This is a genomic window from Hyphomicrobium sp. CS1BSMeth3 (genome assembly GCF_900117415.1).
Taxonomy (GTDB): Bacteria; Pseudomonadota; Alphaproteobacteria; order Rhizobiales; family Hyphomicrobiaceae.
The window spans coordinates 281,029-297,438 of record NZ_FPEI01000003.1 but is presented as its reverse complement, the minus strand read 5'-3'; the positions used below and the strand labels follow the sequence as shown (position 1 = coordinate 297,438).

Below are 16,410 nucleotides of genomic sequence, written 5' to 3'. Positions count from 1 at the left end.
AGGTCCCGTCGAAATGATCCCGCGCCTGCTCGCCTTCTCCGTCCACCAGCGGTGGCTGGTCGTGTTGCTCACGTTCGCCGCGGCCGCCTTCGGCATCTATTCACTGAACAGACTGCCGATCGATGCCGTACCTGACATCACCAATAATCAGGTGCAGATCAACACGCTCGCGCCATCGTTGTCTCCTGTCGACATCGAGAAGCAGGTTACCTTTCCCATTGAGACGGCGCTGGCGGGCATTTCGGGCCTCGAGTACACACGCTCGCTTTCCCGCAACGGCTTTTCGCAGGTCACTGCCGTCTTTTCCGAAGCTACCGATATCTACTTTGCACGCCAGCAAGTCGGAGAGCGTTTGCGCGATGCAGAGAAGAACCTGCCCGAAGAAGTGAAGCCGAAGCTCGGTCCGATCTCGACCGGCCTCGGCGAGATTTACATGTGGACCGTTCACTTTGCCAATGGAGGTGCGGTCAAGGTCGAGGACGGCAAGCCCGGCCCGCAGAGTGACGGCAGCTACCTCACCCCCGAGAAACAGCGCCTCGTTACCGATGTTGAGCGTGCGGCGTATCTCCGCACGGTGCAGGACTGGATCATTCGTCCGCAAATGATCACGGTCCCGGGCGTAGCCGGCATCGATGTCATCGGCGGGTTCGAGAAGCAGTATCTGGTTCAACCGGATCCCGCGAAGATGACGGCGCTGAATGTCTCTTTCGCCGATATCGCTCAGGCGCTGACACAGAACAATGTGAATCGCGGCGCGGGATATGTGGAGCGCAACGGCGAAGGTTACGCGGTGCTCAGCAGCGGCCGCCTCGCAACCATGGAGCAGATCAGCAATGTCGTGATTGCGACCCGCAGCGGAATACCCGTACGCATCAAGGATGTCGCGGGGGTCGGCATCGGCCGAGAGGTGCGGACCGGTAGCGCGAGCGAAGACGGCAAAGAGGTCGTCGTCGGAACCGCGCTCATGCTGATCGGCGGCAACAGCCGGACGGTATCCGCAGCGGTCGATGCCAAAATGCAGGAGATCCGACGCTCGCTGCCGCCGGGTGTAGAAGCCCAAACGGTGCTCAACCGGACACTTCTCGTTGACGCCACTGTCGCCACGGTCAGCAAGAATCTTGCTGAGGGAGCGCTTCTGGTCATCGCGGTGCTTTTCCTGCTGCTCGGCAATTTCAGGGCCGCGCTCATCACGGCGCTCGTCATTCCGCTCGCAATGCTGCTGACCATGACGGGCATGGTGCAAGGCAAGATCAGCGCCAATCTCATGAGCCTTGGCGCCTTGGACTTTGGTCTGATCGTCGATGGCGCCGTAATTATAGCAGAAAACAGTCTGCGCCGTCTTGCCGAGCGTCAGCATGAATTTGGCCGGCAGCTCTCGCTAGGCGAGCGCTTGAGCACCGTCATCGAGTCCGCCGAAGAGATGATCCGGCCCTCGGTCTACGGCCAGGCGATCATCATTCTTGTCTACGTGCCGCTGCTGACTTTCACCGGCGTCGAAGGCAAGATGTTCGAACCGATGGCTTTGACCGTCATCATCGCGCTCGTCGCCGCTTTCGTGCTCTCGCTGACGTTCGTGCCGGCCGCGATCGCTATCGCCATCACCGGCCGCGTTCAAGAGAAGGAGAACGCGTTCGTCCGCGCTATCAAGCGCGTCTATGAGCCGTTGCTTCGCCGCGCGCTATTGCGGCCGATGATGTTCGTGTTGGCAGCGGTTGGATTTCTGGTTGTCTCCGCGTCACTTTTTACGCGCCTCGGGCAGGAGTTCATTCCTACGTTGGATGAGAAGAACCTCGCCATGCAGGCCATCCGGATCCCGAGCACATCTCTATCTCAGTCGCAGGAGATGCAGATCGAGATCGAGAAGATGGTCAGCACATTCCCGCAGGTTGCCTTTATCTACTCGAAGACAGGCACCGCGGAAGTCGCCTCCGATCCCATGCCGCCGAACGCGTCGGATACGTTCATCATGCTGAAGCCGACAAGTGAGTGGCCCGATCCATCATTGAGCAAGGACGAGCTCGTTCGTCAGATACAAGAAGCGATAGAGAAGCAGCCGGGAAACAATCTGGTGTTCTCTCAGCCCATCCAGATGCGCTTCAACGAGCTACTAGCCGGCGTTCGCGGCGATCTGGCTGTGAAGGTGTTCGGCGAGGATTTCGATCAGATGCTTGGAGCAGCCAACCGGATTGCCGCCATTCTGCAGCAGACACCGGGCGCTACAGACATCAGTGTCGAGCAGGCGGCAGGCCTGCCGTTCCTCGAGATCAAGATCAACCAGGAGGAGATCGCGCGGCTTGGGTTGAGTGTCCTTTCCATTCAGGATGTCATAGGCGCCGCCATAGGTGGCAGGGATGCTGGCGTCGTCTTCGAGGGGGATAGGCGCTTCCCAATCGTCGTGCGGCTCGGCGATGCCATTCGTGGCGATATCGAGAAGTTAAAGCATCTGCCGGTGCCGCTCTCGCCCGATGCCAATGGTCGCTCGAACTCGATACTGCTTGAGCAGGTTGCAAGCTTCACCTTTACCGAGGGGCCGAACCAGATCAGTCGTGAAAACGGCAAGCGGCGTGTCGTAGTAACGGCGAACATTCGAGGTCGCGACATTGCTTCGGTCGTTTCCGAGGCCCGGGATAAGGTTACCCGGCAGATCGAGCTTCCTGCGGGCTACTACATATCGTGGGGTGGCCAGTTCGAGAACTTGGCAGCAGCGCAGCAGCGCCTCATGATTGTCGTGCCAGCATGCTTCTTCGTGATCTTCCTGCTTCTGTATTCCGCGCTCGGCTCTCCTCGCGATGCGTTGGTGGTGTTCAGTGCAGTGCCGTTGGCGCTCACGGGCGGTATCATCGCACTGTGGCTGCGCGGGATGCCGTTCTCGGTATCCGCTGCGGTTGGCTTCATCGCTCTCTCCGGCGTAGCTGTGCTCAACGGACTGGTGATGATGACGAGTATCAATCAACTGATTGACGAGGGTATCTCACGACGGCGAGCCATCTTGGTCGGGGCGCTCACGCGCGTTCGGCCCGTCATCATGACGGCCCTCGTGGCTTCTCTCGGATTCGTTCCGATGGCGCTCGCGACCGGAACGGGGGCAGAGGTGCAGAAGCCGCTCGCAACAGTCGTCATCGGCGGCCTGATCACGGCTACGCTTCTGACATTGCTCATCTTGCCGGCGCTATGCGTCAGGTTTGGTAGCCGGGCAAAGACAGCCGAGCGCGAAGAGCTGCCCACGGAGGCGCTGCATGTGTCTTAAGCCGCGGATGTTGCGATCGCAGCGCAACATGAACAAGCGTTCCGGTTTGCGACAAACAAGAGACATGATGGCGGCCTAGATTCGAAGGGTTGTTGCGCAGTCGACGGAACTAGCCCCGTCGTTCGTTGTTGGAGACCCATGAGCTTCACTCGCCACCTCATCGCCTTTGTTCTTCTTCTCGTGCTGGTACCGTCTTTGGTGCTTGCAGCGATGCCGATAAAGTATTGTGCATCAAGCGCGGGGCATCAGTCACTTGAGCTCGTTATAGGCAGCATCGCGCACGGCGGTCACGACGCGAGCCACGCCGACACTACCGACAAGGCGATCAATGTTGACGACTGCGGCGTCGCTCTGAGCCGTGTCGAGGAAGATAGGTGCAGAGACAGTGAATTAATGAACCTGGCTCCTGCACCGGGTATGTTGCAGTTGGAAGTACCTGAACAGCCTGTTGCCCAGCATCAGGTGCCGCAGCTTTCCGATATTCCTTCATGCCATTCGATGCCTGTGGCCTTCAGTCGGCTTGGCCCGGATCCGCGCATGAGTGCGCACCGCACAACGGTCCTTCGAATTTGATCTGAAGGACTCAGCGCTGCACGCTGCAGTGCATTACTGCGCTCTAATCAGCCGAAACACCTTCAGCCCATGCAGCGCGTCAGTGGCCGTTCCTTCGCCGACCGGCCGCGGAATCCGGCTTGGTATCCTCAATACGCCGTTCAATATGGAGACTGACATGAAAGCCTTCTTAACTGCTGCGCTCATCGCGGTCGGCACCGTCGCCAGCTCGCCAAGCGCCTTCGCTCTGAGCGCATCCGACCTTTCACGCGTCGTAGTGATCAACGAAAGCACGAGCATCAATGAGAAGGTCAGCGATCACCACCGCAAGCGCACACATCGTCCGCGGGCGCATAGAAGTGTCGTCGTTCCCGGTCACCACGTGAGACCGCGGCACGGTATCCGCAACCGTCATGGTGAGCGCAACCGCGATCACCGGCGCCCTCGTCATCAGCCGAGGGCCCACTAACAAGACGCATGATCGAGGATCTCTCGCTCAATCGCAAGGAATGGAGACGCAAATGAAATCGCTAACTCGCCCGCTCGCTGCCGCCCTTATCGGCTTGGGTGTTCTGGTAATGCCGGCAATCGCTGCGGAAGAGCATGGTCACTGCTCGGGCCCCAATGTCTGCAAGGGCGACACCATCTGCGAAAAGCAGGGGCACAAGGAGATGACAAAGGAGGCTTGCGCCAAGATCCCGGGCGCAAAGTTCGAGGTCTCGTCCCATGTCGGCGAAAGCCACAAGGACGGAAAGCACGATCACAAGAAGAAGTAGCTCTTTGATCGGCATCATCCGGCCCAAATGCCGGATGATGCCATTTCGCCAATCGCGAGGTTTGTACCATGTCGGCACGTCATCTCTTCAAGCTCATCGTTTTAGCCGCTGCTATGGGAGCCACCGGAGGGTCTGCAAGCGCCGCGCCCTACCAAGCAATCCGTCCCGACATTGCCGCCGATGCCGCTAGCGTCATCGAGAAAGTCGCCCGGAGGTGCATCTACGACGAGGATGGGCGCCGATATTGCCGTACTGAGCACCATCGTCGTGCGCGCCGTGCGTACCGCCCCTACGCGTCTCCTTATGGCGAGCCGTACTACGGTGCTTATCCCAGCTACTACGGCTATGGCTTTGGTTACGGATATGGCTCCGGCCATGGCTCTCATCACGGCGGTTTCGGGGGGCACCATTCGGGTGGCCATCACTCCGGTGGCCATCACTAGCAACAAGCCCCTGCCCTGCCGTTGAATGCGAGCTACGGCACTTGCTACTTGAGTGGCAGGACGATGCGGCGGGAGGCTGGAGTTGTAGGTTTCTCGCCGCCACGGACAGCTCGCAGATCCTTCTCCGAACGGCTGATCAACACTCCAACAGGGAGAAGCGTAGGTAGCGTACAACGGGGAGAGAAGGATGTGATGGCTACCGCAGGAGGGCGTCATAAAGGGAAGTTGTCAATCGCGTTGGCGTTGACCATCACTTTCATGGCTGTCGAGGTGATCGGTGGATTGTGGACGGGGAGCTTGGCCCTTCTCGCCGACGCGGCGCACATGCTCACTGACGCAGGAGGTTTGGCACTGGCGTTGATCGCCATCCGTTTCGCCGAGCGTCCCAGGACGCCACAGAATACGTACGGATACGTGCGGATGGAAGTTCTGGCGGCACTTACGAATGCCGTCGTCCTGCTTTTGCTGACGGTCTATATTTTCTACGAGGCTTATCAGAGGTTCTTGGATCCGCCTGAAATCATCGGAGGGCCGATGTTGGGCGTGGCGATCATCGGTCTCGTCGTGAACCTGATAAGCATGAGGATGCTGTCAGCAAGTTCCACAGAAAGCCTCAACATCAAGGGGGCCTATTTTGAGGTCCTGGCAGACATGTTGGGCTCCCTCGGCGTCATCATTGCAGCGATCGTGGTTCTCCTCACCGGTTGGAAGATGGTCGATCCGTTGATCGGCGCGGGCATTGGCTTGTTCATTGTGCCGCGCACCTGGGTTCTCCTGAAGCAAGCCATACACATTCTGATGGAGGGAACACCTCCTGAAATCGACATGGCTCTTCTGGAGAAAAAACTTCTGGAGATCCCTGGCGTAGCTGCTGTTCGTGATCTCCATGTCTGGACCATCACATCCGGCGCCGATGCCATGAGCGGACACCTTGTAGTGGGTGACATGACGGCAGTGCGGGAGACACTCACCGCAGCGAGAGAAGTACTGAGCAACGGCTTCGGATTAGTGCACACAACGATTGAGATCGAAGATGCGGCGCTCCAGAAAAAAGAGGCCGAAGCAAGTTTTTGATGACAAAGCATACGAACTCGCCGTCGCACAAAGCGTTGTGGTGGTCCTTGGTTCTCGTTGAGGGAGCGACGACTTGCACCATCGCCACCGATCAATGGGCCAGCGTGCCCCGGATAAGCAGCATTATCCAAGCGGATTAAGTGATAACCTCGGAATCCAAAAGGTTGAGCACATGGACTTCCAGCGGAAATGTCCTCCCAAAATTCCGCGACACAAAGAGCTTCGCAAGAGATTTGGCCTCTTCCTAGCCGTTGTTATCGTAGTGCTCGTTCTCGGCGTCGCCAAAACGGCGATACATTCTCTTGGATTGGAATTTCTTAGTCTGAACCCGCTGTTCACGAGTGCCATTGCCGGAGCGATCTTCATCATCGGCTTCCTTCTCTCGAGCATCCTCTCGGACTACAAGGAGGCGGAACGGATACCGACTGAAATACGCGTTGCTCTTGAAGGCATCCACGACGATGTTTTGGGGTTCGTTGCGGGTAAAGAGAATTTTGATTTCCAGATATTACGCGACACCTTGGCAGGAGTTGTCAAATCCCTGACCGCGGGACTTGGCCACGACGGTAATCACGCAGACATGCAGCCCGCACTTGGTAAGATTGACGAACTCTCAGCTCTGTTCGTGCGGCTCGACCAACTCGGTATGCCAGCCAACTTCATCGTGCGCCTCCGGGGGGCGCAGGACACGCTTAGGCGCGGCGTTCTGCGCATCTACCATATCCAGCGGATGCAGTTTGTCCCGTCTATTCACATCCTGGTCCAGACGCTCGTTGCTGCGATCTTGTTCCTCCTGTTATTCCTCAAAACCGAGGGTTCCCCGGAGTCCGCTCTCATATTTGGCTTCGTGGCGTACATGTTCGTCTATGCGCTCTACCTCATCAGCATGTTGGAACAGCCGTTCAGAAAGGGGCACAATTCGCTTGATGACGTCAGCCTCTTCTTGTTCCGAGAATTCGAGGAGAAGGTTAAGTAGAACGGACCTCAAATATCGGCGAGCGTCTTCCGAAGCCAACGTCAAATAGTTTGTCCTGCTCTATCGAGAGGCCAAACTCTGCAATGATCACGTCCCGACTCGTTGCCGTTCTGCGCCCTGCTGTTGGGCGTGTTGAGGGAAAGATAATGCAACGCGTAGACCTCCGAAGAGACTATCACGAAGCTCCATCTTGCCGCCGAGACGAACCACGAGATGGTGTGCTATCGCGAGCCCAAGGCCAGTGCCTCGGGCGTTGCTGCCGTCTGACGTTGATAGCCGGCGAAAGGGCGCCAAGGCAGTCGCGCGGAATTCCGGTGGGATTCCAGGGCCGTTATCATCGACAAGAATAGTTACTGACGATTTGCTAGATCTGATCTCGACACATACAGCGCCAGCATATCTGACGGCATTGTCGACCAGATTTGCCAGAATGCGCCTGATGCTCACGGGATCTGATACGACGGACAGTCGTGGCGGAGCGGTCAGTGTGACATTGCCTCCAAGATCCATGAACTCGCTGCAGACAGCATCCGCCAGTGAAGCGAGATCGAATATCTCGGAGTGCGAACTGTCCGAGCCCAGCCTCGAATACTCCAGCGTTGAAGTCATCATCCTCTGCATCTGTTCAATATCGTCTAGAACGCGCTCCTTGATTGTGGGGTCCTCAATCTCCTCGGCACGCAATCGCAATCGTGTAACGGGTGTGCCCAAGTCATGGGCGATCGCTGCAGCCATCGCGCTTCTGTCGTCGACCAAACGCAGAATTTGCTCCTGCATTCGGTTGAAGGCTTTTGCAGCCGTGCGGACCTCGTAGAGGCCTTCCACGACAAGTGACGGAGCACGGATGTCGGCGCCCAGTCTATCGGCGGCGGCCGCAAAGTGCACGAGCGGCTGCGTCCATCTGTTGAGCACCCAGATGGCAGCAACTATAGCGAAAAACACGACGGCGGCGATCGCGCTCCCGAGATTCGATAGTGAAAACGACGTAGCCGTCATTGCCGGAACGGCCATCTTCAGGGTCGAGCCATCTGCAAGCGTAACGCTCGCGACAATAGTCCCCTCATGCTTAATCTCTGAGATCGGGGTGTATACACGATGGTGTTCCCCGAGATGAGCTGCGGCATTGATGAAGCCGATTGTGCTGTCCGTCCCTGGAGTGGATTTGTGCCTAAGGAAGGTTACGACTATTCCGCGATCGTTTTCTCTATTCAGGAAGGCTCCCACGAGATGCTGCAGTAGATCGGCACGGTTCGCATCATTCGTAGTATTGCCATCCGAGGTGACCACAACTCCGCTAAGGCCGTCGCGCTTGACTGCCTCGACGACAAAGTCGGATTTCTTACTTCGGGCTTCTGCAGCGCGCGTGAGAAGGGCGATCCGGTCCGCGACAAGGGTATCGTGCAGGAGATCGATCGCGGCCTCACTGCGTACGGAATAGAGCCAGAGGCCGCCCATGTACGATAGCGCGACGAAGACTACAAAGGCAATAACGACCCGGCCCTTTATGGAGTCGACAAAGCGTCTCACTTTGCATCTCCCATAACCTCGGGCGTGAAGATGTAGCCCCTGTTCCGCACTGTCTTGATCATGTCGGGCATGTCGGGCCGCGATTCGATTTTCTTTCGAAGCCGCACGAGCTGCATGTCAATACTTCTGTCGAACGGCATCGGTTCACGGCTGGCCACAAGGTCGGAGAGCTGCTCGCGCGTGAGGACGACTCTGGGCCGTTCTACAAAGGCCAGCAAGAGATCGAACTCACGATCTGTCAACTTCACCATGACGCCGCCGGGGGCTTCGAGGCGACGTCGAGCACGATCTAGACGCCAGCCGTTGAAGCGGAACACTTCGGCGGGCTGCGCTGAGCGGTGAGGAAGATCATTGACCCGCCGTAGGATTGATCGAACCCGCGCCACGAGTTCATGCGGATTGAACGGCTTGCCGAGGTAATCGTCTGCGCCCATTTCGAGGCCGAGGATGCGATCGGTATCGCTGTTGAGCAAAGTCAACATCATCACCGGGATGCGAGAGACGGCGCGCAACTGCCGACAAAGTTGAAGCCCGTCCTCTCCCGGCATCACACGGTCGAGAATCACGAGATCGAATTTGCCGAGCTCGAGCAGGCGCAGCATCTCGCGCCCGCTGTCGGCAACGTCAACCCTGAAGCCATTCTTCTTCAAAAAGCGTGAGACAAGGTCTCGTAGCTCTCGGTCGTCATCGACGACCAAGACATGAGGCACTGTGTTCATTGGTCCACCAATACTGGAGCCGCACGGCCGAGCGTAGTGAGAATTGCAGCCGATCAAATCAACGAGTTTGTAACGGCTCGTAACAACCGCGTGCGCAAGTGACTGGGCGTTACACCAGCGCGCTCGACGAACGTGGCCCGCTCGCACAACTTCCTCGCATCGGTTCCGTGCACAGCAGAGATAGATGCGTGCCGGGACCTGGATAGAGAGGAGAGAATGCATGAGCAGAATAGCAGCCGCGTTCGGCGTGATGATGAGCTTGGCAATGGCAGTGCCCTCCCACGCAGGAACGGTGCCGCCTCCGATTACGGACACCGTCCGGCCGGCTTCCGCCTCGTCGGGGCCACTTATCAATCGTCCGACGTCCACAGATACGTTCTGGGAGGAGCAGCGTAAAAACGGCCCCTGATCGCATCTTCGTCAGGTACGCTCTGAGATGGCCAACTCGTGCTGATGGCGGACTGCCCGACTCACAAGATCGTGATTCGGGCAGTCTGGCGTTTGGCAGCAATGGCGATGATGTTACCGCAGCGCCACATCAATGGGTCGGGCGTCTGCTCATCGGCATGTCGTGCTCGACGATGTTTGACATTGGTCGCCGATTCTAAGTACTTGAACATGTTGGCACTCAGCGTGGAGGCATTCGAGGAGAATATGGCGCAGGCCAAGCCATATCGTTTTGCTAGGCTCTTGGTGAGCCTGCTCCTCGCGTTGGCATTTGTTTCTGCGCCCTATCACGCACACTCGCCTGCCCTTGAGAGTACTACAATCGCCGTAGTCGCGACACACGCTGACGTCGGTGGCGGTGACCATGGTGACGATGGCCGTGCGAGCGTTGATGGTAATTGCTTAGATTGCGTTCTAATGAAACACGTGCAAATGCCGATGCGGCTTACGACGTCCTTTAGCCCACCGTTCGAGCGGGGCGTCTCAATCGGGCGGCCTCCCGATGCTAAGCTCCGGCGCGGCACACTTACGCACGGCGTATTTCGTCCGCCGATAGAGGTGCGGGCATAAGCACGGCCGCGCCCTGACGAAGCTCGCGGCCAAATTCGGCATAGCAAGCACGCAGGCGGCCTTGAATGACATCATCGTCTATACCTTCCCAACGATGGGCAACGGTTCTGTTTCTCGGTGCGCTGTTGCTTTTTGCAGCAGGGAGCCGGCCGTCCTATGCCCTCGATCTTCGAGAAGCCATCCAACGCTCCTTGGCGAGCGATCCACGCCTGACTGCGGGGCGCTTTGAGATCGAAGCCGCGCGAGGCGGCGTCATCCAGGCAGGCAAGCGCCCCAACCCGGAACTTTCGGTGGATCTAGAGGATTTCGGCGGCAGCGGCGAGTATCGGGGAGTCGAGAGCGCCACGCTGACGATCGCTCTTTCCCAAAAATTTGAACTCGGCGGTAAGCGAGACGCCCGCCTTGCCGTGGCTCATGGGAAGGAAGACGTCGCCAACGCAGAGATTGCCGTATTGATGCGCGACATCATCGCGCAAACCAAGCTTGACTATATCCAGGTTCTAGGAGCGCAGCGCCGCGTAGAATTGCTGACCAGCGCAGCGAAGCGCTTCGACGACCTTGTCCCTGCTCTCAGGCGACGGGTCGAGGCTGGTGCTTCTCCGCAAGCCGATGTGACCCGTGGAGAGGTAGCGGCCGCAGTGGCCCGTGTTGCTATCGACAAAGCAGCGTCTGAGCTCACGAATGCGAAGCGGCAACTCGTCTCCAATTGGTCCGGAATCCTGCGTGACGCCTCAGTAGTGGCAGGGCACCTTCGCCACAACGGACATCGGCCGGCTCCAATCCAGGTATTGCTGGCGAACGTTGATGAGCATCCAGCGGTGCGTGCGTGGGCTGCAGTCTATGCTCAGCGGAGAGGCGAACTCGCGCTGCAGGGCGCTACAGCCGTACCGGATCTTACTTTAGGCGGTGGCGTTAGCCGGATGTTCGATACCGACGACACGGCATTTCGACTATCGGGCTCTATCCCCCTGCCGGTTCACGATCGCAACGAAGGCGGCATCTACGAAGCCGAGCAGCGTCTCGCCAAGACCGCGCACTATCGAAATGCAACGCGCGTTCAGCTCAGGCGCAAGATCATCGAGGCCTACACCGAGTTCGAAGCGTCGTGCATCGAGGCGCGCCGTCTCCTCGACGATATCCTGCCGTTGTCGCGGCGTGCGACCGAGAACGTCCAATCCAGTTTTCAGCAGGGCCGCCTAACGGTGAAGGACTTGCTCGATGCCAACCGTGATCAATACGACACGGAGGTGCAGCAGCTCGACGCGGACATTCGCTGCCACATGGGAGCAGCAAAAATTGAGGCGCTCACAGCCCGCAGTCCATTTCAGCACGGCTGGGAAGCCGTCACCAGGAGACAGTAGATGAGTGAACAGCCCAGTAAGCCGTCCTACGCGGGCAAGTTTCTGAGTGGCATAGCGATCATCGCTGTGCTCACCGTCGGTGGTCTAGCCGGTGCGTACATTATGTCCGTCGAGAAGGTCGTGCCGAAATCTGGCCACGGGGGTGGCGGTCATGGAGGCGACGACGGACACGGCCATGAAGAGAAGATACTGGTAAAGCTCAATGCGACGCAGCTCAAGAATGCCAACCTCACGATTGAACGCGCCTCTCAGACTACCATTCGCGAAGTCCTACCGCTGAACGGGATCATTCAGCCGAATGAGGAACGCGTGGTTGCGGTTCTACCGCGCTTTGGCGGCATTGTTCGTTCACTATCGAAGCGGATTGGTGAGACGGTCAAGCAAGGCGAAGTTGTTGCGCGCATCGAAAGCAATGAGAGCCTTACCCAGTACGATGTCGTGGCTCCAATTGGCGGGACAGTCATAGAGCGCAAGAGTACGCTTGGTGAATACGCCGACAAGGATCGTCGCCTGATGGTCATCGCCGACCTCTCAACCTTGTGGGGCGATTTCCGCGTGTACCAGCAGGATTTCCCTAAGCTGCAGCTCGGGCAGAAAATCACCATTCGGCAGTCCCAAAACGGCACCGCTAAGACCAGTGAGATAAGCTACATCTCGCCGATCGGGCAGACGGACACGCAAAGCATGCTGGCGCGCGCAGTTATCGACAATTCTGAAGGTGTGTTTCGCCCCGGCCTCTACGTGACTGGCAGAGTTCAGGTGTCGGAGCAGAGCGTTCCGGTCGCCATCAAGCAAAGCGCGATCCAGTACATTAACAGCAAGCCTGTGGTTTTTGTCGAAGGAAAGGAAGGCTTCGAGGGACGCGAGGTAGAGGTAGGTTTCAAGGATGACGAGATGATGGAAATCCTCTTCGGCGTCGTCGCCGGCGAGAAAGTGGTGACCGGCAACAGCTTCGTCCTGCGTGCCGAGGTCGGCAAGGGCGAAGCCACACACGAGCACTGAGCCGATCATGATCCATCGTATCGTCACGTTCTCGGTCCTGCAGCGTTGGCTGGTCCTCTTCATCTCGCTCGGCATCGGCGCCTTTGGAGTTTACAATTTCCTGCGGCTGCCCATTGATGCCGTTCCGGACATCACGAACGTCCAGGTTCAGATCAACGCTGTCGCTCCAGGCTACTCGCCGCTCGAGGCGGAGCAGCGCATCGCGTTCCCCATAGAGACCGAGCTAGGTGGCCTGCCGCGCCTCTCCTATACGCGGTCATTGTCACGCTATGGCCTTACCCAGGTCACTGTGGTCTTTGAGGACGGCACCGACATCTACTGGGCGCGGACGCTCGTCAACGAGCGGTTGCAGCAAGTGAAGGACGAGCTTCCGCAGGGCATTGAGGTTGCGATGGGCCCGATCGCAACCGGGCTTGGAGAGATCTATCTCTATACCGTCGAAGCCAAGGAAGGAGCGAAGCGACCCGAAGGCGGCGACTACACGCCCGTCGATCTTCGCGTGCTCCACGATTGGGTTGTGAAGCCGCAACTCCGAACTGTTCCCGGCGTGGTGGAGGTCAACTCCATCGGCGGTTTTGATCGCCAATTACATGTAGTGCCGGATCCGGAACGCCTCACTGCTTACAACATCACGCTCCATCACCTTGTCGAGGCGATCGCCAAGAACAACGCCAATGTCGGTGCCGGTTATATCGAACGCAATGGCGAGCAATATCTCGTGCGTACTCCTGGCCAGGTATTGTCCGTCGACGACATCCTGAGTATTCCGGTTGGCTCGCATTCCGGCACTCCGGTCCGCATAGGAGATGTTGCTCGCGTCGAGATTGGCAAGGAGCTTCGGACGGGAGCGGCGACGCACGACGGTAAGGAAGTCGTCTTGGGCACCGCGGTCATGCTGATCGGCGAGAACAGCCGAACAGTGTCCGCGCGCGTGGCTGACAAACTCAAACAGATCGAAAAGAGCCTTCCTGACGGCGCCTACATTCGGACCGTCTACGACCGAACGAACCTCGTGAACGCGACGATCACCACAGTGCGCAATAACCTTATTGAGGGCGCGCTTCTCGTCATCGCCATTCTGTTTCTTCTTCTCGGCAACATCCGTGCGGCGCTGCTGACCGCTCTGGTGATCCCGCTATCCATGCTGATTGCCGTCACGGGCATGGTGGAGGCGCGTATCAGCGCGAATCTAATGAGCTTGGGCGCGATCGACTTCGGCATCATCGTCGATGGCGCGGTCATCATCGTCGAAAATTGCCTGCGGCTACTTGCCGAGCGTCAACATGCGCTAGGACGCCAACTGACGCGGCGCGAGCGCTTCGCCACAGTCATCCAGGCCACGAAAGAGGTTGCTACGCCGAGCGTTTTCGGCAGCTTCATCATCATGGTGGTCTACCTTCCGATTCTGACCCTTACGGGTGTCGAAGGTAAGATGTTCATTCCGATGGCGTTGACGGTGGTTATGGCGCTCCTCGGCGCGATGTTCCTGTCGTTGACTTTTGTGCCTGCGAGTATCGCGATCTTCATCACTGGCAAGGTCTCCGAGAAGGAGAATTTTTTGGTGCGCAGCGCTAAAGCCGTCTACGAGCCATGTCTTCGGTTCGCCGTCGCTCAGCGCGCGTTCATAGTTACGGCAGCGATGGTGCTGGTCGTGTTGTGCGGCCTCTGGGCTACGAAGCTTGGCACCGAATTCATTCCGAGCCTCGACGAGGGCGATATCGCAGTACAGGCGCTTCGAGTTCCAGGGACGAGCTTGACCGAGTCCGTGCGAATGCAGCAACAAATCGAAGAGCGGCTACGCACTGTTCCCGAGGTCAAGGAATCATTTGCACGCATAGGCACGGCTGAGATTGCGACTGACGCGATGCCTCCGAACATTGCCGATGCGTACATCATGCTGAAACCGCGTGATCAGTGGCCCGATCAGCGCAAGTCCAAGGCAAAGCTGGTCGAGGAGATCCAGGAGGTCTTGGAGGAGATCCCCGGCAGTAACTATGAGTTGTCTCAGCCTATTCAGCTGCGCTTCAACGAACTCATAGCGGGTGTGCGTGCGGATATCGGTGTCAAGGTATTCGGCGACGATCTTGACCGCCTGGTTGAAATCGCAAATCGGGTTTCTGTCGTTCTACAGCGTGTCCCGGGTGCTGCAGACGTGAGGGTTGAGCAAGTCACCGGCCTGCCGGTCCTATCAATCCGGCCAGATCGCGCGAAACTGGCGCGGCTTGGGCTCAACCTTCAGTCCGTGCAGGAACTCATTGAAACCGCCATTGGAGGGCGCGTTGCGGGCGCGCTTTATGAAGGCGATCGACGTTTCAAGATCCTCGTTCGCTTGCCAGAAGATCGCCGTGCAGATATCGAAAGCCTGAAGCGCCTGCCGATTGCGATTCCCGAGCAGCAGGCTGAAAAGGTAGTTGAGGCTCGTCCGGCTTACTACATTCCAGAGAGTAAACTTGGTCGCTTCATCGCGCTCGGAGAAATTGCGGAGATCAGCTTCGCGCCTGGACCCAACCAGGTCAGTCGCGAGAACGGCAAGCGGCGTGTCGTGGTTTCGGCGAACGTGCGCGGTCGCGACCTCGGATCCTTCGTGCAGGAAGCTCAGGCTGCAATCGGCCAGCAGGTACAGATGCCAGCCGGATACTGGCTCGGCTGGGGCGGCCAGTTCGAACAGCTGATTTCTGCATCCAAGCGGTTGGCTATCGTCGTGCCAGTAGCGCTTGCACTCATAGCTTTGCTGCTGTTCACGAGCCTGGGCTCCATGAAGGATGCTGCAATCGTGTTCACCGGTGTTCCTCTTGCGCTAACGGGAGGCGTAGCTGCCTTGGCGTTGCGGGATATTCCAATGTCGATCTCAGCCGGTGTTGGATTCATCGCCCTTTCAGGTGTCGCCGTGCTGAACGGGCTTGTGATCATCGCCTTCATCAAGAACCTGCGTCGTGAGGGCATACCACTCGATCAGGCCATTCACGACGGCGCCATGAAGCGATTGCGACCAGTGCTCATGACCGCGCTTGTGGCGTCACTAGGCTTCGTCCCCATGGCAATTGCAGTAGGGGCGGGCGCGGAGGTGCAACGACCGCTGGCCACGGTAGTGATCGGCGGCATTGTCTCCTCGACGCTACTGACACTCCTCGTGCTTCCCGCACTCTATCGGATGTTCCATCGCGAGGGCGATCTCGCGATGGAAGAAGACCTCAACCTCGATGAAGTGGAGACTATCGATGCGCGTTCGTCTGCTCACTAGTGCGTTCATGATCGGCGTAGCCGCTGTCTTTGCGGTCGCTCCTGCAGTCGCTCAGAAGGCTCACGATCATAAAGACGGCAAGCACACGCACGCCAAGCCTCAGCATGGCGGCGTTCTGGAAGATGTCGGCGAATTTCATGTTGAACTCGTGGCCAAGGACGGCAAGATTACACTGTATGTTCGAAGCGAAGACTCGAAGGATGCGGCTACGGATGGCTTTAAGGCCAGCGTCCTGCTGACTGCAGGCTCACAACGCGTTGGCCCCGTTCAGCTCGCCCCCTCGGGCGGCAATAAACTGGAGGGCGCAGCCAGCAGCATTCCTGCGGGAGCGACTGCAATCCTGACGCTGACGGACAAATCCGGCACCACAGCTCAGGGAAGATACAAGCTCAAGTGATCAAGCGCGCGTGTCGCACCTCTGTGCGGCGCGCGCCACTTGCATCATCGCTGTAAGGTCAAGCGTCGTGAATAGAGC

General features: G+C 58.2%; 12 protein-coding genes. 10 read left to right on the top strand and 2 right to left on the bottom strand.

Annotation, left to right across the window (positions count from 1 at the left end; all coding sequences use genetic code 11):
* The first annotated feature begins 13 nt into the window (after positions 1 to 13).
* The 6 genes from CS1BSM3_RS02980 (at position 14) to CS1BSM3_RS02950 (ending at position 7,068) form a co-directional block, all read left to right on the top strand.
* Positions 14 to 3,247, top strand: a complete 3,234-nt coding sequence (locus CS1BSM3_RS02980) for an efflux RND transporter permease subunit (protein ID WP_072385475.1) — start codon at positions 14 to 16, stop codon at positions 3,245 to 3,247.
* A 138-nt stretch (positions 3,248 to 3,385) separates the two neighbouring features.
* Positions 3,386 to 3,820, top strand: a complete 435-nt coding sequence (locus tag CS1BSM3_RS02975; RefSeq protein WP_072385474.1) for a hypothetical protein — start codon at positions 3,386 to 3,388, stop codon at positions 3,818 to 3,820.
* A gap of 500 nt (positions 3,821 to 4,320) precedes the next feature.
* A complete protein-coding gene (locus tag CS1BSM3_RS02965; protein WP_072385472.1) occupies positions 4,321 to 4,575 on the top strand; it encodes a hypothetical protein in 255 nt (84 codons plus the stop codon).
* 68 nt (positions 4,576 to 4,643) lie between these two features.
* The gene (locus CS1BSM3_RS27840) at positions 4,644 to 5,018 is read left to right on the top strand and encodes a hypothetical protein (protein ID WP_143149054.1); all 375 of its coding nucleotides are present in this window, start codon (positions 4,644 to 4,646) and stop codon (positions 5,016 to 5,018) included.
* Positions 5,019 to 5,210: 192 nt separating this feature from the next.
* Positions 5,211 to 6,092, top strand: a complete 882-nt coding sequence (locus CS1BSM3_RS02955) for a cation diffusion facilitator family transporter (RefSeq protein WP_072385470.1) — start codon at positions 5,211 to 5,213, stop codon at positions 6,090 to 6,092.
* A gap of 172 nt (positions 6,093 to 6,264) precedes the next feature.
* Positions 6,265 to 7,068 (top strand): hypothetical protein, encoded by an 804-nt coding sequence (locus CS1BSM3_RS02950; protein ID WP_072385721.1) that lies wholly within the window; start codon positions 6,265 to 6,267, stop codon positions 7,066 to 7,068.
* A gap of 87 nt (positions 7,069 to 7,155) precedes the next feature.
* Here the strand turns inward: CS1BSM3_RS02950 and CS1BSM3_RS27675 are convergent, their stop codons facing one another.
* On the bottom strand, positions 7,156 to 8,595 hold the full coding sequence (locus CS1BSM3_RS27675) for an ATP-binding protein (RefSeq protein ID WP_083528191.1): 1,440 nt from the start codon (positions 8,593 to 8,595) through the stop codon (positions 7,156 to 7,158).
* Positions 8,592 to 9,314, bottom strand: coding sequence for a response regulator (locus CS1BSM3_RS02940; RefSeq protein WP_072385469.1), 723 nt, complete (start codon positions 9,312 to 9,314; stop codon positions 8,592 to 8,594). The genes CS1BSM3_RS27675 and CS1BSM3_RS02940 overlap by 4 nt, the downstream gene beginning before the upstream one ends.
* A 1,082-nt stretch (positions 9,315 to 10,396) precedes the next feature.
* Here CS1BSM3_RS02940 and CS1BSM3_RS02930 point away from each other — a divergent pair.
* From CS1BSM3_RS02930 to CS1BSM3_RS02915, 4 genes are read left to right on the top strand one after another with little or no spacing between them, the layout of a single operon-like run.
* Positions 10,397 to 11,692, top strand: coding sequence for a TolC family protein (locus CS1BSM3_RS02930; RefSeq protein WP_083528190.1), 1,296 nt, complete (start codon positions 10,397 to 10,399; stop codon positions 11,690 to 11,692).
* Positions 11,693 to 12,694, top strand: a complete 1,002-nt coding sequence (locus CS1BSM3_RS02925; protein WP_072385466.1) for an efflux RND transporter periplasmic adaptor subunit — start codon at positions 11,693 to 11,695, stop codon at positions 12,692 to 12,694.
* Between the two features lie 7 nt (positions 12,695 to 12,701).
* Positions 12,702 to 15,935: an efflux RND transporter permease subunit gene (locus CS1BSM3_RS02920; RefSeq protein ID WP_072385465.1), complete on the top strand. Its 3,234-nt coding sequence runs from the start codon at positions 12,702 to 12,704 to the stop codon at positions 15,933 to 15,935.
* Positions 15,913 to 16,332, top strand: coding sequence for a hypothetical protein (locus CS1BSM3_RS02915; protein WP_083528189.1), 420 nt, complete (start codon positions 15,913 to 15,915; stop codon positions 16,330 to 16,332). The genes CS1BSM3_RS02920 and CS1BSM3_RS02915 overlap by 23 nt, the downstream gene beginning before the upstream one ends.
* The last annotated feature ends 78 nt before the right edge of the window (positions 16,333 to 16,410 follow it).

Bases quoted from the DNA above. Each gene is read 5' to 3' on its own strand.
- CS1BSM3_RS27840 (WP_143149054.1), top strand. From the start codon at position 4,644: ATGTCGGCACGTCATCTCTTCAAGCTCATCGTTTTAGCCGCTGCTATG.
- CS1BSM3_RS02920 (WP_072385465.1), top strand. From the start codon at position 12,702: ATGATCCATCGTATCGTCACGTTCTCGGTCCTGCAGCGTTGGCTGGTC.
- CS1BSM3_RS02965 (WP_072385472.1), top strand. From the start codon at position 4,321: ATGAAATCGCTAACTCGCCCGCTCGCTGCCGCCCTTATCGGCTTGGGT.
- CS1BSM3_RS02925 (WP_072385466.1), top strand. From the start codon at position 11,693: ATGAGTGAACAGCCCAGTAAGCCGTCCTACGCGGGCAAGTTTCTGAGT.
- CS1BSM3_RS02940 (WP_072385469.1), bottom strand. From the start codon at position 9,314: ATGAACACAGTGCCTCATGTCTTGGTCGTCGATGACGACCGAGAGCTA.
- CS1BSM3_RS02955 (WP_072385470.1), top strand. From the start codon at position 5,211: ATGGCTACCGCAGGAGGGCGTCATAAAGGGAAGTTGTCAATCGCGTTG.
- CS1BSM3_RS02975 (WP_072385474.1), top strand. From the start codon at position 3,386: ATGAGCTTCACTCGCCACCTCATCGCCTTTGTTCTTCTTCTCGTGCTG.
- CS1BSM3_RS02915 (WP_083528189.1), top strand. From the start codon at position 15,913: ATGCGCGTTCGTCTGCTCACTAGTGCGTTCATGATCGGCGTAGCCGCT.
- CS1BSM3_RS02930 (WP_083528190.1), top strand. From the start codon at position 10,397: ATGACATCATCGTCTATACCTTCCCAACGATGGGCAACGGTTCTGTTT.
- CS1BSM3_RS02980 (WP_072385475.1), top strand. From the start codon at position 14: ATGATCCCGCGCCTGCTCGCCTTCTCCGTCCACCAGCGGTGGCTGGTC.
- CS1BSM3_RS02950 (WP_072385721.1), top strand. From the start codon at position 6,265: ATGGACTTCCAGCGGAAATGTCCTCCCAAAATTCCGCGACACAAAGAG.